The sequence below is a fragment of the Hydrogenophaga crassostreae genome, assembly GCF_001761385.1.
GTDB lineage: Bacteria > Pseudomonadota > Gammaproteobacteria > Burkholderiales > Burkholderiaceae_C > Hydrogenophaga > Hydrogenophaga crassostreae.
The window spans coordinates 4,538,798-4,564,339 of sequence record NZ_CP017476.1 but is presented as its reverse complement, the minus strand read 5'-3'; the positions used below and the strand labels follow the sequence as shown (position 1 = coordinate 4,564,339).

22 protein-coding genes are annotated in these 25,542 nt (G+C 61.7%); 13 read left to right on the top strand and 9 right to left on the bottom strand.

Annotation, left to right across the window (positions count from 1 at the left end):
- Window positions 1–274 precede the first annotated feature (274 nt).
- The 7 genes from LPB072_RS21145 to LPB072_RS21115 form a co-directional block, all read right to left on the bottom strand.
- A complete protein-coding gene (locus LPB072_RS21145) occupies window positions 275–697 on the bottom strand; it encodes a DUF2784 domain-containing protein (protein ID WP_066091254.1) in 423 nt (140 codons plus the stop codon).
- Between the two features lie 117 nt (window positions 698–814).
- A complete protein-coding gene (locus LPB072_RS21140) occupies window positions 815–1,981 on the bottom strand; it encodes an ABC transporter substrate-binding protein (RefSeq protein ID WP_066091251.1) in 1,167 nt (388 codons plus the stop codon).
- Between the two features lie 52 nt (window positions 1,982–2,033).
- On the bottom strand, window positions 2,034–3,893 hold the full coding sequence (locus tag LPB072_RS21135) for an AMP-dependent synthetase/ligase (protein WP_066091289.1): 1,860 nt from the start codon (window positions 3,891–3,893) through the stop codon (window positions 2,034–2,036).
- Between the two features lie 187 nt (window positions 3,894–4,080).
- Entirely contained in the window at window positions 4,081–4,857 is a 777-nt protein-coding gene (locus LPB072_RS21130) for an ABC transporter ATP-binding protein (RefSeq protein ID WP_066091287.1), read from the bottom strand.
- A 91-nt stretch (window positions 4,858–4,948) separates the two neighbouring features.
- Window positions 4,949–5,782, bottom strand: coding sequence for an ABC transporter ATP-binding protein (locus LPB072_RS21125; protein WP_066091249.1), 834 nt, complete (start codon window positions 5,780–5,782; stop codon window positions 4,949–4,951).
- Window positions 5,783–5,897: 115 nt separating this feature from the next.
- Entirely contained in the window at window positions 5,898–6,974 is a 1,077-nt protein-coding gene (locus LPB072_RS21120; protein WP_066091247.1) for a branched-chain amino acid ABC transporter permease, read from the bottom strand.
- A 124-nt stretch (window positions 6,975–7,098) separates the two neighbouring features.
- Window positions 7,099–7,974, bottom strand: coding sequence for a branched-chain amino acid ABC transporter permease (locus tag LPB072_RS21115; RefSeq protein ID WP_066091245.1), 876 nt, complete (start codon window positions 7,972–7,974; stop codon window positions 7,099–7,101).
- Window positions 7,975–8,537: 563 nt separating this feature from the next.
- Here LPB072_RS21115 and LPB072_RS21110 point away from each other — a divergent pair.
- Window positions 8,538–10,388, top strand: a complete 1,851-nt coding sequence (locus LPB072_RS21110; protein ID WP_082876964.1) for a DUF1566 domain-containing protein — start codon at window positions 8,538–8,540, stop codon at window positions 10,386–10,388.
- A 49-nt stretch (window positions 10,389–10,437) separates the two neighbouring features.
- On the opposite strand, the gene LPB072_RS21105 is transcribed toward LPB072_RS21110, so the two are convergent.
- Window positions 10,438–10,869, bottom strand: coding sequence for an acyl-CoA thioesterase (locus LPB072_RS21105; protein WP_066091240.1), 432 nt, complete (start codon window positions 10,867–10,869; stop codon window positions 10,438–10,440).
- Between the two features lie 39 nt (window positions 10,870–10,908).
- Between LPB072_RS21105 and LPB072_RS21100 the strand changes: the two genes are divergently transcribed.
- The gene (locus LPB072_RS21100) at window positions 10,909–12,774 is read left to right on the top strand and encodes an ABCB family ABC transporter ATP-binding protein/permease (protein WP_066091239.1); all 1,866 of its coding nucleotides are present in this window, start codon (window positions 10,909–10,911) and stop codon (window positions 12,772–12,774) included.
- A gap of 83 nt (window positions 12,775–12,857) precedes the next feature.
- Here LPB072_RS21100 and LPB072_RS21095 read toward each other — a convergent pair whose 3' ends face one another.
- Window positions 12,858–14,426 carry an acetyl-CoA hydrolase/transferase family protein gene (locus LPB072_RS21095; protein ID WP_066091237.1) on the bottom strand — a complete coding sequence of 523 codons (1,569 nt, stop codon included), beginning with the start codon at window positions 14,424–14,426 and terminating at the stop codon, window positions 12,858–12,860.
- 107 nt (window positions 14,427–14,533) lie between these two features.
- Here LPB072_RS21095 and LPB072_RS21090 point away from each other — a divergent pair, with 107 nt between their 5' ends.
- The 11 genes from LPB072_RS21090 (at window position 14,534) to rbsD (ending at window position 25,524) form a co-directional block, all read left to right on the top strand.
- The gene (locus tag LPB072_RS21090; protein ID WP_066091235.1) at window positions 14,534–15,460 is read left to right on the top strand and encodes a LysR family transcriptional regulator; all 927 of its coding nucleotides are present in this window, start codon (window positions 14,534–14,536) and stop codon (window positions 15,458–15,460) included.
- A gap of 52 nt (window positions 15,461–15,512) precedes the next feature.
- Window positions 15,513–16,559 carry a dihydroorotase gene (gene pyrC, locus LPB072_RS21085; RefSeq protein WP_066091232.1) on the top strand — a complete coding sequence of 349 codons (1,047 nt, stop codon included), beginning with the start codon at window positions 15,513–15,515 and terminating at the stop codon, window positions 16,557–16,559.
- A gap of 11 nt (window positions 16,560–16,570) precedes the next feature.
- Window positions 16,571–17,326 (top strand): NYN domain-containing protein, encoded by a 756-nt coding sequence (locus LPB072_RS21080; protein ID WP_066091285.1) that lies wholly within the window; start codon window positions 16,571–16,573, stop codon window positions 17,324–17,326.
- Window positions 17,323–18,081 (top strand): DUF3025 domain-containing protein, encoded by a 759-nt coding sequence (locus LPB072_RS21075; protein WP_066091230.1) that lies wholly within the window; start codon window positions 17,323–17,325, stop codon window positions 18,079–18,081. The genes LPB072_RS21080 and LPB072_RS21075 overlap by 4 nt, the downstream gene beginning before the upstream one ends.
- A gap of 110 nt (window positions 18,082–18,191) precedes the next feature.
- On the top strand, window positions 18,192–19,058 hold the full coding sequence (gene htpX, locus LPB072_RS21070) for a protease HtpX (protein WP_066091283.1): 867 nt from the start codon (window positions 18,192–18,194) through the stop codon (window positions 19,056–19,058).
- A gap of 431 nt (window positions 19,059–19,489) precedes the next feature.
- Complete coding sequence (locus tag LPB072_RS21065) at window positions 19,490–20,443, top strand: sugar ABC transporter substrate-binding protein (RefSeq protein WP_066091228.1); 954 nt, start codon at window positions 19,490–19,492, stop codon at window positions 20,441–20,443.
- Window positions 20,444–20,536: 93 nt separating this feature from the next.
- The gene (locus LPB072_RS21060; RefSeq protein ID WP_066091225.1) at window positions 20,537–22,105 is read left to right on the top strand and encodes a sugar ABC transporter ATP-binding protein; all 1,569 of its coding nucleotides are present in this window, start codon (window positions 20,537–20,539) and stop codon (window positions 22,103–22,105) included.
- Between the two features lie 38 nt (window positions 22,106–22,143).
- A complete protein-coding gene (locus tag LPB072_RS21055; protein ID WP_066091222.1) occupies window positions 22,144–23,142 on the top strand; it encodes an ABC transporter permease in 999 nt (332 codons plus the stop codon).
- Window positions 23,143–23,168: 26 nt separating this feature from the next.
- Window positions 23,169–24,176, top strand: a complete 1,008-nt coding sequence (locus LPB072_RS21050; protein WP_066091220.1) for a LacI family DNA-binding transcriptional regulator — start codon at window positions 23,169–23,171, stop codon at window positions 24,174–24,176.
- Entirely contained in the window at window positions 24,173–25,132 is a 960-nt protein-coding gene (gene rbsK / locus LPB072_RS21045) for a ribokinase (RefSeq protein ID WP_096349077.1), read from the top strand. Before LPB072_RS21050 ends, rbsK begins: the two co-directional genes overlap by 4 nt.
- Window positions 25,129–25,524, top strand: coding sequence for a D-ribose pyranase (rbsD, locus tag LPB072_RS21040; protein ID WP_066091214.1), 396 nt, complete (start codon window positions 25,129–25,131; stop codon window positions 25,522–25,524). Before rbsK ends, rbsD begins: the two co-directional genes overlap by 4 nt.
- The last annotated feature ends 18 nt before the right edge of the window (window positions 25,525–25,542 follow it).

Here is a 25,542-nt window from a genome sequence, read left to right as displayed (position 1 = left end):
ATTTGCATTTGAGCAGACGTTTCAAGTGCATGTATCAAAGTATGACTCAGGCAACACCGGTGTGAGCCGTCAGAAGCAACCCAATCGTCACCGGTGGACGGGATCAGCTTACAGCGGCGTAGCCGTGCTTTGCTGGGCCTGGCGTCGGTCTTCTTGCCTGAGACCTGGCAGGGCCCCGGTTCTGACCGGGCGGTGCGCTTGCATTGCATTGCAGTCTGTCTGGTGACCCGCCGGCGACCTCGGTGCCGAGTGGGGCCTTCTGACCAAGGGACTTTCAAGTCCGTGCCTGGTCTCGCCCTGGCACACCGTTGCCCGGCCTCACCCACCACCAGGCCCACGCCACCAGCAGCGCAAACGCCGAGTACACCGCCACGAATACCCAGGGCGGTGCGCTCCAGTAAAGCAGGCGAGAAAGCCAGTGTTCGATGAAGCTCTCGCGGTAGGCCCCTTGGCCGGCCAGTTGTCGCAACGCCTGTTCCCATACGGTGAGTGGGCACAGTCGGCCCATCCAGGCCTGGGTGGCGATGACGAGCATCAGCGCCAGGTGGGTGAAACGAATGCTGCGCCGGCGCACCCATCGCCACCCCCTGACACCGCCCATCAGCACCAGAGGAAGCAGGCTCACCACGAACACAACGATGCCCACGTGCAGCACCAGCAGCGTGTCAGCGAGCCAGGCGGCGGTGTAGGCGTTCATCAAATTGGGCTTGCTTGAAGTGGACAAGAAAAAAAGCCGCCTTCGCATCAAGCGAGGCGGCTTTCGCACATGGCCCGCGAAAGCAGGCGTTGCGTTACCTGTTGAGTGGCATTCAGGTCACTTGTGGATGTACTCGGATATCACTTTCCAGCGACCGTTTTCAATCACCGACATGCGCACCGAATCGCTGCCCAGGCGCTTGGTGGCGGTGAATGTCTGCTCGGCGCCGCCGAACATGTCGGGTGGGAATGTCATGTTGTCCATGACCTTGATGAAGCTGTCGGTGGTGAGGTTTTTGCCGGCCTTGCTGGCCGCCACGAGGAAGGCATCCACGGCGTTGTACCCATACACCGAGAACACCGTGGGCTCTTCGTTGAACTTGGTCTGGTACTTGTTGGCCCAGAACCGGATGGGCTGTGAGGCTGCATCAAGGTAGGGGTTTTGTACGGTCATGGTGGCGTAGAGGCCATCCATGGCGGCACCGCCGCCGAGTTTGTGAATCAGGTCGGTATAGGCTGCGCTGGAGCCCAGGAAGACAGGGTTGAAGCCCAGGCGTTTGGCGGTGGCGATGGCGCCGATGGTTTCACGAATGATGGTGCCCAGCACGACCATGTCGCATTTCTCCGACGCCAGCTTCTGGATTTGCGAAGAGAAATCGGTGGCACCACGCTTGTAAGACGTGGACTCGGCCATGGCCATGCCAGCGGCTTTCAGGCCATCTTCTGCGCCCTTCAGCACCTCGATGCCGAAGTCGTCATCCTGGTACATGGCACACACTTTCTTGGCGCCTTTTTCTTTGGCCAGCTTGGGGGCCCCCAGAAGCATCTGGTCGTAGTAGGGCGCCGCATAAGAGTATTTCAGTTTGTGGAAGGGCTCATACATCTGGCGCGCAGCCGTGACAGGGAACCAGTTGATCACGCCCTTCTGGAACTGCACCGGCATGGCGGCCATGTTGGTGGCGGTGCCGATGTGGCCGATCATGGCGAAGATCTTGTCCTGGTTGACCAGTTTTTGGGCGGCGAGCACAGCGCGGCGTGGATCGTAGGCCGAGTCTTCCACCAGCAGCTTGATCTTGCGGCCATTGACGCCGCCTTGTTCGTTGGCTTCGTCAACGCGCAGCATCATGCCCAAGCGCAGCTGCTTGCCAAAGCCGGCGATGGGGCCAGACAAGTCCTGAATTGAGCCGAGCACAATTTCGTCCTTGCTCACGCCTTGATCTGCCAAGGCTGCACCGCTGGCGAGGGCCATTGCGGCGCTGATCATGGTGACCTGAAATAGCTTCATGGGTGATGTCTCCTGGTGTGGTTGGAAAGTGAAGTGGCCGCGGCTTGCACGCCTATTTGGCGTACATGGCCTGAATCTGGGGAGCGTATTTTTCTTGAACCAGCTTGCGTTTGAGCTTCATGGTGGGGGTGAGTTCCTCGTCTTCGGCGCTGAGCTGGGTATCGAGCAGGAAGAACTTTTTGATCTGTTCGACCCGGGCAAATTTCTTGTTCACACCATCAATCACGTCCTGAATCACCTGCTGCACCTCTGGCGCACGGGTGAGGCTGGCGTAGTTCGAGAAGGGCACGTCGTTGTCTTGCGCAAATTTCTCGACGTTCTCCTGATCGATCATGATGATCACGGTGAGGTAGGGCAACTTGTCGCCAATCACCACTGCGTCGGTGACGTAGGGTGAAAACTTCAACTCGTTTTCCAGTTCGCTCGGTGTGATGTTTTTACCGCCTGCGGTAATGATGATGTCTTTCATGCGGTCGGTGATGCGGAAAAACCCTTCCTCATCGACCAGGCCCACGTCGCCCGTGTGCAGCCAGCCTTCTTTGTCGATGGTCTCGGCGGTCTTCTCGGGCAGGTTGAGGTAGCCCATGAACACATTTGGCCCGCGCACAAGAATTTCGCCTGTGAGCGGATCGATGCGCACTTCGTTGTAGTCGGCGGCAGGGCCAATGGAGCCCGGCTTGATTCTGTCGGCGGGAATGCCGGTAGAAGCGCCGCAGGTTTCGGTCATGCCCCAGACTTCGAGCATGGGCAGACCCAGCGCCAGATACCAGCGCACCAGTTCGGGGGAAATGGGCGCGGCACCCGTGACCAGGAAACGCGCCCTGTGGATGCCGATGAGCTTGCGCACGTTGTTGAGCGCCAGCAGGCGCGCTATCCGAAATTGCAGTTTCAACCCCTCTGAAATGGTTTCACCCTTCAAAACCTGATCGGCCACGCGCTGACCCACACCAATGGCCCAGGCGTAAGCGGCCTGCTGAACCGCGCCAGCCTCCTTGAGCGAAATCATCACGCCTGAATAGAACTTCTCCCACACGCGCGGCACGGCGGTGAACACCGTGGGCGCGATCTCGCGCACGTTCTCGGGCACGGTTTCGGGGTTCTCGACGAAGTTGAGCTTGGCGCCGGTGTAGAGCGAAAAATACTCGCCGCCCATGCGCTCGGCGATGTGGCACAGCGGCAGAAAGCACATGCACTCGTCGTTTTCGTCGCGCGCGATGAGCGTGTTGTAGCCCCGCACGGTGTAGACCAGTCCATGGTGGCTGTGCATGGCGCCTTTGGGCCGCCCGGTGGTGCCCGAGGTGTAGACCAGAATGGCCAGGTCTTCGGGCTTGCAGGCCGCTGTGCGCTGGTTCAGCGCTTCAGGGTTGTGCTTCAGGTGCTCGCGGCCCAGCGCGCGCAGGTCATCCAGGCTGATGACTTGCGGATCGTCGAAATCGCGCAGGCCCTCCATGTCGAACACAACGATTTTTTTGAGCTTGGGCAACTGCTCGCGAACCGCCAGCACCTTGTCGAGTTGTTCGTCGTCTTCCACAAACAGCACGGTGGTCGAAGAGTCCTGGCAGAGGTACTCGACCTGCTCGGCCGCATCCGTGGGATAGATACCGTTGGACACACCGTTGGCGCTCAACACCGCGAGGTCGCACAACACCCATTCGATGTTGGTGTTGGACAGGATCGACGCTGTCTCGCGTGATTCAAAGCCCAGGGACATCAGGCCATGGCCGATGTCGCGCACGGCATCGCCCGTCTGGTTCCAGGTCCAGGTGCGCCAGATACCGAAGTCTTTCTGGCGCATCCACACCTTGGGTCCGCGCGCTTTCACGGCGTGCCAGAAAACAGCAGGCATGGTGTCGCCTTGCATCACCACGTTGGGCTGCGGCTGAATCGCGGAAAGATCCCAGAGGTAGCTCATCTTGACGGTTCCAAAATTTTCTTCATGGCCAGATGCGTTGCGAAAGAGCGCGCGCAACCCAGGGCGCCGCCGGGCCGGCTTTGCCGGACGGCCAGTGCCGCCCCCTTGAGGGGGCTGAGGGCCGCGGCTCCAAGCCTGCTTGAGCAGGCCTGGGAGGAGCGCGAAGCGGCGCAGGGGTGAGTCATCTCTACCTCCAGTTCTTCTTTTTCTTCCAGCGGCGATCGGCGCGAACGCCTTCTTCTTTCATGCCGAGGTAGAACTCTTTGATGTCGTCTTTTTCCCGCAGCTTGGCGCAGGTGTCTTCCATCACGATGCGGCCGTTCTCCAATACATAGCCGTAGTCCGACGCGTTGAGCGCCATGTTGGCGTTTTGCTCCACCAGCAAGATGGTGGTGCCGCGTTCGCGGTTGATGCGCACGACAATCTCGAAGATCTCTTTGGTGAGCTTGGGGCTCAGACCCAGGCTGGGCTCGTCAAGCAGTATCAGGTCGGGGTTGGCCATCAAGGCGCGCGAAATCGCGAGCATCTGTTGTTGTCCGCCCGAGAGCAGGCCGGCATCTTGCGCAGCCCGTTCACGAAGGATGGGGAAGTAGTTGAATACCGCCTCCATGTCGCGCGCTACACCGTCGCGGTCTTTGCGGGTGTAGGCGCCCATTTGCAGGTTGTCCCGCACCGAGAGCAGCGGAAACACTTCGCGCCCCTCAGGCACATGCATCAAACCTTGCTGCACGATCAAGGCCGGGTCGAGCGCCGTGATGCTCTGGCCCTTGAATTCGATGGAGCCCTTGCGCGGATCGATGATGCCGCTGATGGTTTTCAAAATGGTGGTTTTGCCCGCGCCGTTGGAGCCCAGCACGGTGGCTATTTCACCCCGGCGCACCTGCAGGCTCACCCCGCGAATGGCCTTGATGGGCCCATAGGCGCTCTCAACGTTGAGCAGCTTGAGCACGGCGTTGTCTGTCATGGGAACGGTCATATCGCCCCCAAGCCTGTTGCTGCGCAAGCGGCGCTGCCCCCCGAAGGGCCAGTCGAACCCCGGGGCTGCCCTGCTTCTCTCATGCTGCCTCCTTTTGGTGGTTCTCGCGGCGCAGCGCCGACACGTCGTCTTCCGAGCCGAGGTAGGCCTCGATCACACCGGGGTGGTTTTGCACGTCGGCCGGTGTGCCGCTGGCCAGTTCTTCGCCCATGCTCATCGCCAACACACGGTCAGACACCTTGGACACCAGGCTCATGTCGTGCTCGACCATCAACACGGTGATGCCCAGTTCGTTTTTGATGTCGGCGATCCAGAAGGCCATGTCGTCGGTCTCTTCAACGTTCAGACCCGATGAAGGCTCGTCGAGCAACAGCAGTTTGGGCTCCGTGCACAGCGCCCGGGCCAGTTCGACCACTTTGCGAATGCCATACGGCAGGCCGGCGACCAGTGACTCGCGGTGATGTTGCAGGTCAAGAAATTCAATGATTTCTTCGGCCTTTTCCCGTGCCTCGATTTCGGCGGCGCGGGTCTTTCCGGTGAAGAAAAGTTCGCTCAACAAGCCGGTTTTCCGATGGGTGTGGCGCCCGATCAGCAGGTTTTGCAGCACCGTGGCGTGTTCGAACAGCTCGATGTTCTGAAACGTGCGCGCGATGCCCAGACTGGCGATCTGGTGCGGTTGCTGATCGGTCAGCCGCAGCATGCCGCCCCTGGGGTCGGCAAAATCGATGGTGCCTGCAGTGGGTGTGTAGATGCGGCTGATCAGGTTGAACACTGTGGTCTTGCCCGCGCCGTTGGGTCCGATCAAGGTGAACACCTCACCGCGCTTCACATCAAAGCTCACGTTGTTCACCGCCAGCACGCCGCCGAAGCGCACGCTGAGGTTTTTGGCTGAAAGAAGCAGGTCGTCACTCATGGCAGGTTGTCCGGAGAAAGGGTATGCAAACCCTGAGCGCCGTGGAAGCGGTGCCCCCTCAAGGGGGTGACGCGAAGCGGCGTAGGGAGGACCATCCGGGGGTGGGGCAGTCTGTTCATTTCAATCGATCCGATTTCTGGAAAGACTTCTGCCGCTTGAACATGCCCTTGCGGTAGAACGGGAACAGCTGGAAATAGGTGCGCACCTTGAGCCAGCGACCGTACAGGCCCATGGGTTCAAACAGGACAAATGCGATCAGCACCATGCCGTAGACCGTGCCCTGCAAACCAGCCGCCTGACCAATGGCGTCGGGCAAAAGGTCTTTGCCCATGGCGATGAGTTGCGGCATCACGATCAGGAAGATGGCGCCGAGGAACGCACCGTGAACCGAGCCCAGGCCCCCGATGACCACGAGCAGCAGCAGGTCGATCGACTGCACGATGCTGAATTGCTCGGGTGAGAGAAACATGATCTTGTGCGCGTACAGCGCGCCGCCCACGCCGGCCAAGGCGGCTGAGAGTGCGAAGCTCAGCGTTTTGTAGCGGGCCAGGTGGATGCCCATGCTCTGAGCAGAAATCTCGGAGTCCCGAATGGCCACGAAGGCCCGTCCGGTGCTTGATCTCAGCAGATTGACGATGGCCAGCGTGGAAATCACGGTAATCACCAGGCAGAGAAAGTAGAACTCGTTTGTGGTGTCCAGCTGCCAGTCGCCAATGGCCGGAAAATTCACCGACAGGCCTGCGTTGCCGCCCGTCATGCTCTCCCACCGTGCCATGGCCTCTTCGACGATGAAGCCAAAAGCCAGCGTGGCCATACCGAGGTAAATGCCCTTCACCCGCAGCGCAGGCAAGCCCACCACCATGCCCACTGCGGCCGAAAGCAAGCCTGCGCAGGCGAGGGAAATCGGGAAGGGTACGCCTGCGTTCACCATGATGGCTTCGGTGTAGGCGCCCACGCCCAGGAAGGCAGCATGGCCAAGGGAAAAGAGGCCGGTGAAACCCGCCAGCAGCATCAGGCCCAGTCCCACGATGGAATAGATCAATACGAAAGTGAGTTGCGCCAGCCAGTATTCTTCAATGGTCCATGGGGCAATCAGCAATCCCAGGCCCAGCAAGCTGTACCAGAAGACATGCCCCCCATGCTTGGCGAGCTTGACGTCCTGGTTGTAGTCGGTTTTGAAAATGAAGCGCACTAGATGCTCCCCCCCGATGCGCCTGCGGCGCCTCCCCCCTGGGCGGGCGTCACCCGCGGCCGGGCTAAGCCGGTTCCGCAGTGACCCTTGGCAGTGATGCGGGGCGCGTCGCGATGAGCGTTCGTCATACCTTCTTCCTCAGCTTTTCACCGAAAAGACCGTTGGGCTTCAAGACAAGCATGAGCAACACAACGATGTAGGGCGCGATGTCTTTAAAACCCTCGGGCAGGTAAAAACCCGCCACCGCTTCGACGATGCCGATCACCAGGCCGCCGACGATGGCGCCTGGCAGGCTGCCAAAGCCACCGACCACGGCGGCGGGAAAGGCCTTGAGACCAATGAAGCCCATGTTCGCGTGCACAAAGGTGATGGGTGCGAGCAGCAGGCCGGCGATGGCTGCAACCGCTGCGGCCAGACCCCACACCAGGCCGTTGATGCGCTGCACGGGAATGCCCATGTAGTACGCGGCTAGCTGGTTTTGAGAAGCGGCCTGCATGGCAATGCCGAGCTTGGTGTATTTGAACAATGCAAACAGGCCGCCGCACAGAATGGCGGTGGCCAGAATGACCACGATCTGTTCGGCCGAGACCACCAGTCCTCCCATGCTCAAGACCTGCCCCGCGTAGGGCACATCGAGTGTGTGGGTATCGGTGCCGATGTTGGGGATCATCGTGATCAGTCCACGCAATACGTAGCCCACGCCAATGGTCAGCATCACGATGGAGAAGGCGGGTTGCCCGAGGATGGGTCGGATCACCAGCCGCTCAACCACCACACCAAAAAGCCCCATGCCGATGATGGCGGCAGGCACCGCCAGCCAGAAAGGGAAGCCCATGAGCGTCATGGCCAACATGCCGCCAAAGGCGCCGACCATCATCAGGTCACCCTGGGCAAAGCTCACCGTTTCCGTGGCTTTGTAGATCAGCACAAACCCCAGGGCAATCAGGCCGTAAATACAGCCTTGGGCGATGCCACTGATGAGCAACTGCAGCAATTGCACGTTGTTGTCTCCTGTTGTTTTTGTCGGCGAGCGCTGCAAAAAATGCGGCACGCCCGACGCATGTTTGACCCCAGTTATATCGGGCTTGCCTGTCACTGGCGCTAGGGGTTCTCCCGGGAGTGGGTCGCGCAAGCGTCTTTGTTTTCAGGTTCGATGACCCACTTTCGGGACGATCGCTTGATCGAAGCAGAGGAGGGTTGCTTCGGAGCGCGTTGGCACCGACCTCATGGGTCTCCCGACCGGCGCACCATCCGGTGAAGACCGGGCACCGGAAAGCGCCGAACGCTGCTGGCTGCGTGTCGGAGTCGCACGCCGTGTCTGTGGTGGTCGAGGGACCCGCTGTTGAGGGCGCGCTTGTTCGCACACGAGGATCCACTGGGCGGTACGTCAGCGCGCCCAACCGGAGAAAGGGTTTGGGGTGGCGGCGCAGAACCTGGAGCGATCACAGCGTTCAACGGGGTGCGGGACGGGGTACATCGCCCGTGGCAGGGTGGCAAAGATGGGTGCCAGGTGTTACCCTGCCCGGGCGCCCAAGGCATGGCGCGTTGTCAAGGAGAAACTTCATGCGCTCAGCGAAGCCAACCCCTTTACATTGGCGTGCAACGGGTGCGCTGTTCTTGCTGTGTCTGTTGTCTGCCTGTGGCGGCGGGCAGGGATCTGAGAGCGCTGGCAGCCTGCCGGCCACAGACATCACACTCGACCGTCTGGCCCAGGGCGGCAGTGCTCCCGGTGCGGCCAGCGCTGGCGACGAGGCCCAGCTCGCAAAAGGCGCCCAGATGAGCCAGGCATCGCTGGATGCGGCCGAAGCGCGGGCCCGGACAGCAGAGCTGCCATCCACAGACCCGGTTGATACCGAGGTGCAACTCAACCCAGGCGTCATCGCGCCCAAGAGCGCCTACGCCAGCGGCCAGGTGGCGCGCAAAGCCGCTGCGGTGCGCATTCCCGCCTACCGTTTCTACAACACCAGCACCGCTGCGCATTTCTACACCACCAGTGAAACCGAGCGCGCCAACGTTGCGGCCAATCTCTCGCCCCCATTCAGCTTCGACGGCCCAGCCTTTTCGGTGGCCAGCGATTTTTCGGCCGGGCTTTCTCCCGTGCACCGTTTCTACAACACGCAGTCGGGGGTGCACTTCTACACCATCAGCGAGACCGAGCGGGCCAACCTGGTGGCCAATTTGCCGCAGTTCAGCTACGAAGGCGTGGCCTACCACGCCAGCCAGGTGGCCGGGGCCGGGTTCACGCCGTTGTACCGGTTTTACGTTCCCAACAAAGGCTTTCATTTCTACACCGCGAGCGTCAGCGAGCGCGACAGCATCATCACCAACCTCGCCGCAACCTACAGCTATGAAGGCATCGGGTATTACGTGTTGACCAGCGGATGGGCGCCGCCGGAACCCTTTGTGGCAAAGGTGCCCCACTCAGGTGTGACGGCCGACCAATGCTACAAAGCTGGCAGCGACACCCGGGTGGCCTGCAGCAGCAAAGACGCGACGGATCTGAACCCCCAGCAAGACGGGCACCGCGTGGCAATCAACGCCTTGAGCTACAGCACCGTGAACAGCGAGCCGTTGACCAGCTGTGTCAAGGACGATGTGACCGGTCTGATCTGGGAGGGCAAAACCGACGACGGTGGCCTGCGCGACAAGGACAACACCTACACCAATCTCGGCGGCGGTGCCGCCAGCGACGCCAGCGGCTACCTGGCGGCGGTGAACGCGTCCAGCCTGTGTGGCTTCTCCGACTGGCGCCTGCCCACCGTTCGGGAATTGCAAGGCATCGTGGACTACGGCGTGAATGGCCCGGCGATTCGGAGCGCCTGGTTTCCGAACACGGCGAGCAAGTTCCATTGGACCAGCGAACTGGTGAGCACCAACAGTGCCGAAGCTTGGCTCGGCGACCTTGGCTCAGGGAACGCCGCGAAAACCCAGCGTTCAGCCTCGGGGTATGCGGTGCGACTGGTGCGGGGCGTTGCACCCAGCGGCATCCGGTTCACCTACAGCTCGGCGACCTACCCAGGGGATGCGGCCAACAACGTGGTCAACGACGCATGGACCGGGCTTGCGTGGCGGCGATGCCAGGAAGGGTTCAGTTGGGATGGGGGGGCTTGCACCGGAGGCATCAGCACCTTCAGCCAGGAGGGCGCGCTGGTTCGGGCCCGAAGCCGAGACGGCTGGCGCCTGCCCCACATCAAGGAACTCGCCAGCCTGATTGACCGCAGCATCAGCAGCGGTGCGCACATCGATGCGACGGCTTTTCCTGGTGCGGAGGCCCGTTATCAGTGGTCGTCTTCGCCTTTTGCCACCGTGGGATCTGAAAACATTGGTTGGGGTGTCAGCTTGAGTGACGCTTACGTGGCTTTCTACTTCCGCGCCTCCGGTTATGCGGTTCGCCTGGTCCGCGATAGCCCATGAGGGTGCGGGGCGCGCTGTCGGAGGCGGCCAGAGGCCTTTCCGGGTTGGGTCAGGTCGGCGCCTGAACCGTGCCGCGCGGAATCTTCCGCGGTTTGCCCTGATCGTCAATGGCCACGTAGGTCAGGCTTGCCTCTGTCACCTTCACGTAGGCGCCCTGGCTGCGGAACTGTTCGGCGAAAACCTCCACCTGCACTGTGATCGATGTGTTGCCGATGCGCTCTACATGGGCGAAAAAGCTCAGGATGTCGCCCACGCGCACTGGCTGCTTGAAGATGAACTGGTTCACCGCCACGGTCGCCATGCGGCCTTGTACATGGCGTGCGGGCAAGACAGAGCCGGCCAGGTCAACCTGGGCCATGACCCAGCCGCCAAAAATGTCGCCATTGGCGTTGCAGTCGGCTGGCATGGGAATGACCTTGAGCACGAGCTCTCGGCCTAGAGGGAGGGCACTTTCGGGGCGGGGGCTGGATTCGGCGGACATGGGCACAATGGTTGGTTCTGTTACCCGTCATTGTCCTGCATGCGATCGTCATCCGCCTCCTCACATTCAGCTTCTGCCCAGACCGCCGCCGAGCGCGCGCGCGAGGTCGCACAGCGCCGCTCTGACTGGGCCACGCTCTCGCGCCTGTTTCCCTACCTCTGGGAATACAAATGGCGCGTGGGCGCCGCGCTGACCTTCATGGTCGGCGCCAAGATGGCCAACGTGGGCGTGCCGCTGTTGCTCAAACAACTGGTGGACGCGATGACCATCAAGCCCGGGAGCGTCGAGGCGTTGCTGGTGGTGCCGATCGGCTTGTTGGTGGCTTATGGCGGCTTGCGCCTGTGCACTTCCTTGTTCACCGAGTTGCGCGAACTGATTTTTGCCAAGGCCACCGAAGGCGCCACGCGCAGCATCGCCCTGCAGGTGTTTGGCCACTTGCACAACCTGAGCCTGCGCTTCCACCTGGAGCGCCAGACTGGCGGCATGACGCGTGATATCGACCGGGGCACGCGCGGTGTGCAGTCGCTGATTTCCTATTCGCTCTACAGCATCTTTCCGACGCTGATCGAGGTGACCATGGTCCTGGTGCTGCTGGGCACCAAGTTCGACATGGGGTATGTGTGGATCACGCTGGTGGCGCTGGTGTTTTATGTGACCTTCACCGTCAAGGTGACCGAGTGGCGCACGCAGTTTCGCCGCGAGATGAACGAGCTGGAATCGGCCAGCCAGACGCGTGCCATCGATTCGCTGCTCAACTTCGAGACGGTCAAATACTTCAACAACGAAGTGTTCGAGACCGAGCGCTACAACACGGCGCTGGAAAAACTGCGGGTGGCGCGCATCAAGAGCCAGACCACGCTGTCCATGCTCAACACTGGCCAGCAACTGGTCATCGCCACGGCCTTGATCCTGATGCTCTACCGCGCCACGCAGGGCGTGGCCGACGGACGCATGACCCTGGGCGATCTGGTCATGGTCAACGCTTTCATGATCCAGCTCTACATCCCGCTGGGGTTTCTGGGTGTCTTGTACCGCGAGATCAAGCAGAGCCTGACCGACCTCGACAAGATGTTTGTCTTGCTGGAAAAGGAGCGCGAGATTGCCGATGAACCGGGCGCTCAAGAGCTGACTTTGGGCGGCCCGCCCACGGTGCGGTTTGAAAACGTGCGGTTTGCCTATGATCCGGAGCGGGAAATTCTGCACGGCGTGAGCTTTGAGATTCCCGCTGGCAAAACGGTGGCGGTTGTGGGCCCGTCGGGCTCCGGGAAATCGACGCTTGCCCGCTTGCTCTACCGTTTCTACGATGTGAGCAACCACGACGACACGGGCCCACAAGGCAGTGGCCGCATCTCCATCAACGGTCAGGACATCCGCGAGGTGACCCAGGCCAGCGTGCGCCAGTCGATCGGCATCGTGCCGCAAGACACGGTGTTGTTCAACGACACCATCGAATACAACATCCTCTACGGCCGCCCTGAAGCCGGCCACGAAGCGGCAGTGGCCGCCGCGAAAGCAGCCCACATCCACACCTTCATTGAACGCCTGCCCAAGGGCTATGCAACCATGGTGGGTGAACGGGGGCTGAAGCTGTCGGGCGGTGAGAAGCAGCGGGTGGCGATTGCGCGCACGCTGCTCAAGAACCCGCCCATCGTGATTTTTGACGAGGCCACTTCTGCGTTGGATTCGGCGAACGAGCGTGCCATTCAGGCGGAACTTCGGACGGCTGCACGCAACAAGACTTCACTGGTGATTGCGCACCGGCTATCTACCGTTGTGGATGCGCATGAGATCTTGGTGCTCGTGAACGGTGAGGTGGTGGAGCGGGGGCGGCACTCTGATTTGGTCTCGCGGGTGGGCGGGGTCTATGCGGGGATGTGGGCTTTGCAGCAGTCCTCTTCCGATTGAATTGTGTAAGCCGGGTTGCGGCCCGCTGCGCGGTGCCTTGCGCTGCTCAGCCCGGCCCCACGGCGGGGGATGCGATTGCTGGCTCAGCTCAACGGTGCTTCTCCAGCCTTCAGCATGCTGCCGGTTTTCTCGAATTGGCTGTGCCATGACAGCGCTTCGTCCAGCAGGTGTGGCGTGTGCATGCCCGCGTGGCCGGCACGGGCGTTGGCTTCGCTGCGTTCCACGTAGTCCAGCAGCGCGGGTTTGAAGTCGGGGTGGGCGCAGCGTTCAATGATGCGCCGCGAACGCTGGCGCGGTGAGAGGCCGCGCAGGTCGGCCAGGCCTTGTTCGGTGACCACGATCTGCACGTCGTGTTCGGTGTGGTCCACGTGGCTGACCATGGGCACGATGCAGCTGATGCTGCCGCCCTTGGCGGTGGACGGTGTCATGAAGACCGAGAGGTAGGCATTGCGCGCGAAATCGCCGGAGCCGCCGATGCCGTTCATGATGCGGGTCCCCATCACGTGGGTGGAATTCACGTTGCCATACAGATCGGCTTCGATCATGCCGTTCATGGCAATGATGCCCAGACGGCGGATCACCTCGGGGTGGTTGCTGATTTCCTGCGGTCTCAGCACGATGCGCTCGCGGTAAAAATCGATGTTGGCGAGAAACGCTTCCATCACCGGTGCAGAGAACGAGAGCGCGGTGGCAGAGGCCATGGACATCCTGCCGGATTCCAGCATGGCCAGCATGCCGTCTTGCAAGACTTCGGTGTAGCCCTGCAGGTTGTTGAACGGCCCTTCGTTCAGGCTTTCCATCACCGCATTGGCGATGTTGCCCACGCCCGATTGCAGCGGCAGAAGCTCGGGCGGCAAGCGCCCCAGCGCCACTTCCTCTTGCAAGAAAGCCATCAGATGTTCAGCGATGCGCTTGGAGGCTTCATCTGGCGCGGCAAAGCGCGTGTCCCGGTCCGGCAGGTGGGTTTCGACGATGGCGATGACCTTGGACGGGTCGCAGTGCAAGTAGGGTTCACCGATGCGGTCGCCCGCATGGGTCATCGGAATCGGTTTGCGGTGCGGCGGGCGCTCGGTGCCGTAGTAGATGTCGTGCATGCCTTCCAGGCCCAGGTTGTGGCCGTAGTTGACCTCGAGGATCACCTTGTCGGCCTGATCCAGCCAGGTTTTGTTGTTGCCCACCGAGGTGGCCGGAATCAGCCGGCCGTCTTCCAGAACGCCCGCGACCTCGATCACCGCCACATTGAGCTTGCCCAGAAAGCCGAACCACACGTACTGCGCCACGTGTGACAGGTGGATGTCGATGTAGGCCATCTCGCCGTCGTTGATGCGGGCGCGGCAGGTCGGGTCGGACTGGTAGGGCAGGCGCATGTCCATGCCGCCAACCGTGGCGAGTGCGCCGTCGAGTTCGGGCGCGGTCGAGGCGCCGGTCCAGACGCCGATGCGGAATGGTTTTCCCGCGTCGTGGTGGGCATGGATGTGTTGGGCCAGCGCCAGCGGAATGGCTTTGGGGTAACCGGCGCCGGTGAAGCCGCTCATGCCGACGTGGTCGCCGTTTTCGATGAAGGCGGCGGCCGCATCGGCAGACATGATTTTCTGGCGCAGGCCGGCGTGGGCAATGCGGGATGGACGGATATCGGGTGGATTTTTGGTCATGGTAGAAAAATAAGGGTTAACCCTAGGTTTTCCCTATCGTACCGGAAGCACCTGACCACAATGCGCCAAGGATCGCCGGGTTTGGCCGGCGCGCATAATCCGAGCCCATGGAAACCAAATGGCTGGAAGATTTCGTGAGTTTGGCCGAAACGCGCAGTTTCAGCCGCTCGGCCCAATTGCGCCACGTCACCCAGCCTGCGTTCTCCCGGCGCATCCAGTCGCTCGAAGCCTGGGCTGGGACCGACCTGGTCGACCGATCTTCTTACCCCACCCGCCTGACACCTGCGGGCAAGACGCTTTATGAGCAGGCGCTGGAGATGCTGCAGTCCTTGCAGAGTGCACGCGCCATGCTTCGCGCCCACACGGCGGCGGCGCAGGACGTGATTGAGTTTGCCGTGCCGCATTCGCTGGCGTTTACCTTTTTCCCTTCCTGGTTGTCCGGCCTCAGGGAAGCCTGCGGCCCCATCAAAAGCCGGTTGATCGCGCTCAATGTGCACGATGCCGTGATGCGGCTGGTAGAAGGCAGCTGCGATCTGCTGATCGCCTACCACCACACTGCCCAGCCCATCCAGCTCGATGCGGACCGTTACGAGATGCTGTACCTCGGGCGCGAGCTGTTGTCGCCCTATGTGCGCGCGGATGAAAGCGGTGCACCGCGTTACACGCTGCCGGGCACTGCTGCCCAGCCAGCGCCCTATTTGGCCTACGCGCCCGGCGCCTATCTGGGCCGTGCCGTGGACCACCTGGTCAAACAAAGTGCCGTACCGGTTCACCTGGACCGCATCTACGAAACCGACATGGCCGAGGGACTCAAGGCGATGGCGCTGGAAGGCCACGGCATCGCGTTTTTGCCGGCCACTTCGGTGCGCAAGGATGTCAGGGCCAAAAAACTGGTGTCAGCCGGCGAGGGTCTGGAGACGGCGCTGGAGATTCGCATCTACCGTGAGCGGCCCAACGCCCGCAAAGCCAAGCGCCCGCTGGAGAAATTCTGGAGCGATTTGCAGCAACACCTGGAAGCCAAGGTGCCACGCTGAGAGCTTGCAGGCCTGGCCTGCCAGGGTGGCGCCCATTTGAGACAATCGGGGCATGAACACCCCCGCTGCAGCCCAATCCCTGACCTTCACCCGCCCAGACGACTGGCATTTGCACCTGCGCGACGGCGACGCCCTGCGCACCGTGGTGCCGCACACCGCGGCCCAGTTCGCCCGCGCCATCGTCATGCCCAACCTGAAACCGCCGGTGACCACCGCTGCGATGGCACTGGCCTATGCCGAGCGCATCCGCGCCGCCGTGCCGGCCGGCATGTCGTTTGAGCCCCTGATGACGCTCTACCTGACCGACAACCTGCCAGCCGATGAAATTGCCCGGGCCAGTGAGGCGGGCGTGGTCGCCGCCAAGCTGTACCCGGCTGGCGCCACCACCAACAGCGATGCCGGCGTCACCGATATCCGCAAAACCTACAAAACGCTGGAAGCCATGCAGCGCGCCGGCATGTTGCTGCTGGTGCACGGCGAGGTCACCAGCCCGGACATTGATTTGTTCGACCGCGAGGCGGTCTTCATCGAGCAGCAACTGAAACCGCTGCGCCGGGATTTCCCGGAGCTGAAGATCGTGATGGAGCACATCACCACCAAAGAGGCGGCGCAGTATGTGGCTGAGGCCGACCGCTTCCTGGGCGCCACCATCACCGCCCACCACCTGCTTTACAACCGCAACGCCATCTTCACCGGCGGCATCCGGCCCCACTACTACTGCTTGCCGGTTCTCAAGCGGGAAACCCATCGACTGGCATTGGTGGAAGCGGCCATCAGCGGCAGCGCCAAGTTCTTCCTCGGCACCGACAGCGCCCCCCATCCGGCCCACCTGAAAGAACACGCCAGCGGTTGCGCCGGTTGCTACACCGCCCACGCTGCCATCGAGATGTATGCCGAGGCGTTCGACGACGCGGGCGCGCTGGACAAGCTCGAAGGCTTTGCCAGCTTTTTTGGCGCTGACTTCTATGGCTTGCCGCGCAACAGGGAGCAGGTGACTTTGCGGCGCGAAAGCTGGACGCCGCCCGAGAGCTTTGCTTTTGGCGAAGCCGAGCTCAAACCGCTGCGTTCGGGCGAGGTGCTGCCTTGGAGGCTGGTGTGAAGGCGCGCGAGATGAACCGGGCCGAGCCCCACATTGCGTTGCTGATCGATGCCGACAATTCGCCCGCCACGAAAATCGACGTGATTCTGACCGAACTGTCCACCTTTGGTGTGACCAATGTGCGCAGGGCCTACGGCAACTGGAAAAAGAGCGAACTCAAAGGCTGGGAAGAAAAGCTGCATGAGCACGCGATTCGACCCATGCAGCAGTTTGACTACTCCAGGGGAAAGAACGCCAGCGACATGGCGATGGTGATCGACGCGCTGGAGTTGCTTTACACGGATCAGCCGGACGCTTTTGGCATTGTTTCCTCTGACACTGACTTCACGCCTCTGGTGATGCACCTGCGGGCCAAAGGTGCGGCCGTCTATGGCTTTGGCGCGCAAAAGACGCCAGAGCCATTCGTGAACGCCTGCTCTCGTTTCTTGTATCTGGACAAACTGGGCAGTGAATCCGGGGTGGATTCAACTGACGCGACACCTGCGGCTCCGCTGCGCATCCCCTCCTCGCAACTTAAACAAGATGCCCGATTGGTTTCGCTGCTGCGAAATGCGGTTCAGGCCGCTGCTGACGAAAGCGGCTGGGCTCGGGTAGGGGCGGTTGGGCAGCAGATCAGCAATCAAGCGTCCTTCGACCCAAGGAATTACGGATACGCCACACTGAGCAAGTTGCTTGCAGCAACCCAGCTGTTCGAGTTTGCGCACGAAGGCACATCACAGGTCTCGGTGCGCGACAAGCGACAAGCAAAGGGCACTCGGGCGGCATGAGTCCAGAGTGGCATGACCTGCATTGGGGCGCGCCTTGGTTTGCCCCAGTCGCCGGCGCAGGGGTGCGGGTGAGCGGGCAAGTCTCGCTCGGTGCTTCTGTGGCACAAGCGCTCAACATGGCCGGTATTGCGCCGCTGCGCTTCGTTCCTCAGTCTGACCTGCCCGATGGCACGGCTTACGAGCAGCATATTTTCGACACCGGCTGCGTGCCCACCCGCGACGGGCTGCACGATTTTTTCAATGGCTTGTGCTGGATGCGCTTTCCGCTCACAAAGCGACAGCTCAACCTGTTGCAAGCGGCCGAAATTGCCAAGGCCGGTGGCGTGGGGCAATTGCGTGGGCCGGTGCGCGATGCGCTGACCCTGTTTGACGAGAACGCGGCCTTGTTTCAAGCGCCCCAACCCTTGTGGGACGCCTTGCTGGCCCGCGACTGGCGCCGTTTGTTTGTCGATTTGCGCCCTTTGTGGAGCGAGGCGCGGCTGGTGTTGGTGGGGCATGCCCTGATGGAAAAGCTGGTCACGCCTTACAAAAGCATCACCGCCCATGTGTTGCGAGCGCCTGTGCCCGTTGGCCTGGGTGGCGACCTGGACGCCTGGGATGCCTGGTTGGCTGGCCAGCTGAACGCCGAGGTATTGGCAACCAAGCCGTTCACGCCGCTGCCGGTGCTGGGCGTGCCCGGCTGGTGGCCCGCGAATGAGGATGCTGACTTTTACAACGACGCGACGGTGTTTCGCCCGGTTCGCACGCAGGGTTGACGTGTGGATTCGCTGAATTACCTTTCGAAAAAACCGAACTTGAATTTGGTTATCGTTCGCCCACCTATGATGCGGGCGGAAACGCATTTTTTCTTTTTCCAGGAGTTGCCATGAAACGCACCTTGTTATTTCTCATGACCAACTTCGCCGTGATGGCGGTGTTGTTGATCACCACGCGTCTGCTGGGCGTGGACCGTTACCTCACAGCCAATGGGCTGAACATGACGGCGCTGGCGGGGTTTTCGCTGGTGATCGGTTTTGGCGGCGCCACCATCTCGCTCTTGATGAGCAAGACCATGGCAAAGATGAGCACGGGCGCGCGCGTGATCGAGCAACCCCAGAATGCCGATGAGGCCTGGATTGTTCAAACCGTGGAACGCTTCGCCAATACCGCTGGCATCGGCATGCCCGAGGTTGCTATCTATGAAGGGGCGCCCAATGCCTTCGCCACCGGTGCCTTCAAGAATTCGGCTTTGGTCGCGGTGTCCACCGGGCTGTTGCAAAGCATGACGCGCGAAGAAGTCGAAGCCGTGATTGGCCACGAGGTGGCCCACGTCGCCAACGGTGACATGGTCACCATGACGCTGATCCAGGGCGTGATGAACACCTTTGTGGTGTTCCTCAGCCGGGCGATCGGCTATGCCATCGACGCCTTCCTCAGCAAAGGCCAGGAGCGCAGTGGCCCGGGCATCGGCTACATGATCACCACGGTGGTTCTGGACATGCTGTTTGGCGTTGTCGCGGCCATCATCGTTGCCTGGTTCAGCCGGCAGCGGGAATTCCGTGCCGACGCGGGTGCGGCCAACTACATGGGCCGCAAGCAACCCATGATCAACGCCCTGGCCCGCCTGGGCGGACTGACCCCCGGGACGTTGCCCAAAACCATGCAGGCCATGGGCATTGTGGGGGGTTTGGGCAAACTGTTCTCTACCCATCCCCCGATGGAAGAGCGCATTGCAGCCTTGCAAAAGCTCTGACAGCTTGTAGCGACTCCTCAAGAAAAGCGGCCCTCGGGCCGCCTTTTTTTTTTCCCGGCGGGGGAGGGGCCCAGCTTGGGTCAAGAGCTGATTGGATTCGGCCCCGTATCCCAAGGGGCTGCTGCGCCCACCGGGTGCCGGTGACCTGGCGTCAGGCCCATGTGCAGGCAGGTTTGCCGGTAGCGCCCTTTGACGCGCATGGTATGCCAAGGCCTTCAAGGCGCGATCAAAAAAATGCCGATACACCCCCGCAGAACTGTCTTTCAGGCGGTGACTGGATAGGGGAAAACACCGATTAGCAAACGTTTACGCAAACGTTTGCTATGGTTATCATTCCGCCGTCAGGTTCAGCTTTCACAGCCTGCTTCCAGGGGACCTTGGGCGCAACCTGTCGAGTCGCATTCAACAACCGATTAATGGAGATTTGAGACATGAAATTCACGCGCCGCACCCTGCAAGCCTCGATGGCCCTGTCCCTGGCTGGGTCCCTTTTTGCATCGCCCAGCTTTGCGGCCGACAAGCCCAAGGTGGCTTTGGTCATGAAGTCCCTGGCCAATGAGTTTTTCCGCACCATGGAAGACGGTGCCAAGGCGCACCAAAAGGCCCACGCCGCCGACTTCAGCCTGGTGTCTAACGGCATCAAAGACGAAACCGACACCGCCGCGCAGATCAAAATGGTCGAGCAAATGATCACCCAGCGGGTGGACGCCATCGTCATCGCCCCTGCCGATTCCAAGGCACTGGTGCCGGTGCTCAAGACCGCCATCGACAAAGGCATTCTGGTGGTGAACATCGACAACCAGCTGGACAAAGCCGCACAAAAAGAAAAGGGCATCCAGATCCCGTTCGTCGGTCCTGACAACCGCGCTGGCGCCAAGCTGGTCGGCGATTTCCTGGGCAAGGAGCTGAAGGCGGGCGACAAAGTGGGCATTCTGGAAGGCGTGTCCACCACCTTCAACGCTCAACAACGCACACTGGGTTACCAGGATGCCATGAAAGCCGCTGGCGTGACCGTGGTAAGTGTGCAGTCGGGTGACTGGGAGATCGGCAAGGCCAACACGGTGTCGGCCGGCATGATGCGCGAGCACCCCGATCTCAAGGCACTGCTGGCCGGCAACGACAGCATGGCGCTGGGCGCCGTGGCCGCGGTCAAAGCGGCCGGCAAGGTGGCCCAGGTACAGGTGGTGGGTTACGACAACATCGATGCCGTCAAGCCGCTGCTGAAGGACGGTCGCATGCTGGCAACGGCAGACCAGTTTGGCGCCAAGCAGGCCGTGTTTGCAATCGACATTGCGCTCAAGGCCCTGAACGCCAAGACCAAACAGGCGGACATGCCTGAGCTGATCAAGACCGATGTGGTCCTGGTCACCAAAGACAGCAAGTAAATATGAACCCCGGCCCAGGCGCGATCCGTCGCGCTTGGGCGCAAGGCCTTGTGCGGCCGTTCCACTCCCTCCAACCCGACCCCAGGTGTTTCCATGCCCAGTCCTGCGTCCACACCTCCTGATGATCACGTTGTGCTGCAGATGCACGGTGTGGGCAAAGACTACGCCGGCACCGTGCTGGACGGTGTTTCGCTCACTTTGCGGGTGGGAGAGGTCTTGGCTCTGACGGGAGAAAACGGCGCCGGGAAAAGCACACTGTCGAAGATTTTGTGCGGTTTGGTTTCACCCACCCGAGGAGGCATGACGCTTTCCGGGAAAGCCTTTGCACCGGCCTCCCGGCGCGAGGCCGAGGCGCTCGGGGTGCGCATGGTGATGCAGGAGTTGAGCCTGGTTTCAACGCTCACCGTGGCCGAAAACCTGCTGTTGGGCCGCCTGCCCAGCCGGGGCAAGCTGGGCGGAGGATGGATCCGCCAAAAGGACTTGCACGAACTGGCCCTGGTTCAGCTGGAAAAAATTGGCTTGACGGATATTGCGCCGGAAACCCCCGTGTCGCAGCTGGGTATCGGGCAGCAACAGATGGTGGAAATCGCGCGCAATCTGCAAGACGACACCCAGGTGCTGGTGCTGGATGAGCCCACGGCCATGCTGACCCACCGGGAAATCACCCATTTGTTTGAACAAATCGCTTTGCTCAAGCAGCGCGGTGTGGCGATCGTTTACGTGTCCCACCGGCTCGAAGAACTCAAGCAGATTGCCGATACCGCGGCGGTTTTGCGCGACGGGCGCCTGGTGGATGTGTGCCCGATCGCGGGCGTCAGCGAGCAAGACATCGTGCAGCGCATGGTCGGGCGTGCTGTGCAGGAGCACGATGACAGACCCCGCCGTGCAGCGGGGTCCGTGCTCATGGATGTTCAGCAACTGGGCCGCGGCCAAACGGTCAAAGATGTGGATCTGAAGCTGCATGCGGGTGAAATCATGGGCTTGGCAGGACTCGTAGGCTCAGGGCGGACCGAGCTGGTGCGCCTGTTGTTTGGCGCCGATCAAGCCGACCGAGGCGAGCTGTGCCTGTATGAAAAAGGCGCTTCCGCGCCGACCCACAGAAAGCCGCGCGGGTGGCGCTCACCGATGCACGCGATCCGGGCAGGTGTGGGCCTGGTCACCGAAGACCGCAAGTCGCAGGGTTTGCTGCTGGGCCAGTCCATCCGGGTGAATACCACCTTGAGCGATTTGGCGCCTCTGTCGCGTTGGGGCTGGTTGCAGCTGGCCAAAGAGCGGCTGGTCGCCCGGCGCTGGATAGAGGCGCTGCGGGTGCGCTGTGAAGGCCCCGAACAAAGCGTGGGGACCTTGAGCGGCGGCAACCAGCAAAAAGTGGTGTTCTCCCGCTGGCTGCACCGCGAGTGCAACGTGCTGCTCCTCGATGAGCCCACGCGCGGCGTGGATGTGGGCGCCCGAGCCGATCTGTATGCCGAGCTGGAGCGCATGACCGATGCCGGCAAGGCCTTGCTGATGGTCTCCAGCGACCTGCGCGAGCTGATGGCCGTTTGTGACCGCATCGGGGTCATGAACCAGGGGCGTCTGGTCGCCATTTTTGAACGGGGCCAATGGAGCGAGCAACAGATCTTGTCGAGCGCGTTCGAAGACCCGATGGCCAACGCTCACTGAACGCGCCCACTCCACCCCACTACCGCCACATTCCAACCATGTCGACACTCAAACCGGACGCCCCTTCCTTGGCCACCAGTTCACCTTCCCCCTCGCGGTCCCGCGGACAGCTCGGCACCTACCTGGGGCTCAGTGGTGTGCTGATCGGAATGATTCTGTTGTTTGGCTGGATGAGCGAGTACTTCATCAGCGTCGATACCTTTGTGGCCATTGCCAATGAAATCCCGGCGCTCATGGTGATGGCCATCGGCATGACTTTCGTGTTGATCATTGCGGGCATCGATCTCTCGGTCGGGTCGGTGCTTGCGCTGAGTGCCGCGGTGTCGGCCACGGCCATCCTGCAATGGCAATGGGGTGCGCCGGCGGCGGCCGCCCTGGGTCTCGCAGCGGGTCTGGTGTGTGGGGCGATCACGGGCGCGGTATCGGTGGCGTGGCGCCTGCCTTCGTTCATCGTGTCCCTGGGCATGCTGGAGGCGGTGCGTGGCAGTGCCTACCTGGTCACCGACTCGCGCACCCAATATGTGGGCGAGGCGATGTCGGGTCTGGCCAAGCCCTGGGTGGCGGGGCTGTCATCGGCCTTCGTTCTGGCCTTGCTGCTGGCTGTGGTGGCCCAGTTGATTCTGTCGCGAACGGTGCTGGGCCGGTACGCCGTGGGCATTGGCACCAATGAAGAAGCCATGCGCCTGGCCGGTGTCGACCCACGGCCCATCCGCATCCTGATTTTTGCGGTGATGGGGCTGCTGGCTGGCCTGGCCGGGCTGATGCAGGCGGCCAGGTTGGAGGCTGCCGATCCGAATGCGGGTACCGGGATGGAGTTGCAGGTGATTGCCGCCGTGGTAATCGGTGGCACCAGCCTGATGGGCGGGCGAGGCTCCGTGATCAATACGGTCTTCGGCGTGCTTATCATTGCGGTACTTGAGGCGGGTCTCGCGCAGATCGGTGCCAGTGATCCGACCAAACGCATCATCACCGGGTGTGTGATTGTGGTGGCCGTGATCATTGATACCCTGCGCCAACGTCGCAGCTCGACGCACTAACCAACCGCATTGTTCGCAGGGATCCCATGGCCACTATCAAGGACGTCGCGCGACTCGCCAAGGTGTCGGTGACCACCGTATCGCACGTGGTCAACAAGACGCGTTTTGTCAGCCCCGAGAGCACCCAGGCTGTCGAGGAGGCGATTCGAAGCGTGGGGTATGTACCCAGCGCCGTGGCCCGCAGCCTTCAAGGCAAATCCACCCGAACGCTGGGCATGTTGATTCCCAACAGCTCAAACCCCTACTTTGCGGAGATCGTGCACAGCGTCGAAAAGCACTGCTTTGGCGCGGGGTACAACCTGATCCTGTGCAACACCAACGACGAGGCGAACCGGCAAAGCGTGTATTTGCAGGTGCTGGCCGAGCGCCGCATCGATGGCTTGATCGTGGTATCCACCGGAGACGACGACAGTCTGGCTGCCCAGCTGCAAGGCTTGACGATTCCCACGGTGTTGGTGGATCGGGAGTTGAACGAGCTGAAGTGTGACCTGGTGGAGACAGCACAACAGCAGGGCGCCCTGATGGCCACCCAGCATCTCATCGCATTGGGCCATCGGCACATTGCCTGCATGGCGGGGCCGCAAGGCCTTGATGTGAGCGAGCAGCGCATTCAGGGTTGGCGTCAAGCTTTGCACGAGGCCGGATTGGCGGGTGTGTCTCAGGAATTGCTGGTGCATGGTGACTTCACCAGCCACGGTGGTTACGCCGCCATGCAGGCTGTACTCAACCTGAGCCCCCGGCCCAGCGCCATTTTTGTGTGCAACGATCTGATGGCCATCGGCGCATTGAGTGCCGCCCATGAAGTCGGTCTGCGGGTGCCAGCCGAGCTCTCCTTGGTCGGTTTTGACGACATCGAGCTGGCCAGCTATTCGAGCCCGCCGCTGACGACCATCGAACAGCCCAAACAGCGCATCGGTGTGATGGCCGTCGATATGCTGCTGGAGCGCATCATGGGTGGGCGCACACAGCCTCGAAAAGTTTTATTGCAACCTGTGCTGCGGGTGCGCAGCTCCAGTGGCCCCTGTCCAAAATGAGTCTTCCGTCTGCTTCTCAACAATCCGTCCCCGCGATTCTGGTGCTGGGAAGTCTCAACATGGACATGGTGGTGCGGGTGTCCAGAGCCCCTGGCGACGGGGAAACCATTGAAGGGCAGTCCATTGCCTATTTTCCCGGTGGAAAAGGCGGCAACCAGGCGGTCGGCTGCGCGCGCCAGGGTGCTTCGGTGTGCATGATCGGGCGGGTGGGCGCCGACGCGCATGGCGCAGCGCTGCGGGCCGCATTGGCGCAAGAGGGCATTGGCTGCGACGACATACCAACTGACGATGCTGTGGCAACCGGGGTGGCCGTGGTCATGGTCGACGACCAGGCGCAGAACCGCATTGTGGTGGTGCCTGGTGCCAACGGCACGTTGCACCCAGATCCGTCGGTGTTGGCGTCCCGTCTCAAGGCGTCCGACTGGCTGGTGATGCAGCTCGAAGTGCCTTTGCCAGCGGTGTTGATGGCTGCGGAACAAGCGCAGAAGAGCGGTTGCAGAGTGGTGCTCAATCCCTCTCCCTCGCAAAGCTTGCCCGCCGAGGTGTGGCCATGGATCGACACCCTGGTGCTCAACGAAAGTGAGGCCCAGGCCCTGACACAGGTGTCGGTGTCCCGGCCCGAAGAGGCTGCACAGGCGGGCCAATGGTTTTTGTTCCGTGGGGTACGGCAGGTGGTGGTCACCTTGGGTGCTCAGGGGGCAGTGGCCGTTGACGCGAAAGGTGGCAGCTTTCATCCGGCGCTGCCCGTGAAGGCGGTCGACACCACGGCAGCGGGTGACACCTTTCTGGGCGCGCTGGTGGTGACATTGGCCAGTGGGGGTACCTTGAATGAGGGCGTCACGATGGGGCTTCGTGCCGCCAGCCTGTGTGTGCAAACGGTGGGCGCTCAGCCCTCCATTCCCACGCGGGCGGCGGTCCTTCGCACCCCGCAAGCACCAAGTTGGACCGCGCTATGAAACGAACGGTTCTTTTGAATGCCGAGTTGTCCTATTTGATTGCCACCTTGGGCCATGGCGACATGGTGGTCATTGGCGATGCCGGGTTGCCCGTGCCGAACGGCGTGCGCCGCATCGATCTGGCGCTCATGCCAGGCATGCCTGCCGTGGGCGACGTGTTGCAGGCGGTGCTCTCGGAAATGCAGGTCGAGCGGGCGATGATCGCGACCGAAGCCGTGACGGCAAACCATGGCCACATGCCGCCCTGGTGTCGGCCACTGGGTGGCACACCTGTTGATCAGGTGTCACATGCCGACTTCAAAGCGTTGACCGGTCAGGCAAAGGCCGTGATCCGCACAGGGGAGTGCACACCCTATGCCAACGCCATTTTGTATGCTGGCGTGGTGTTCTAACGGGCAGGACAATCCAGG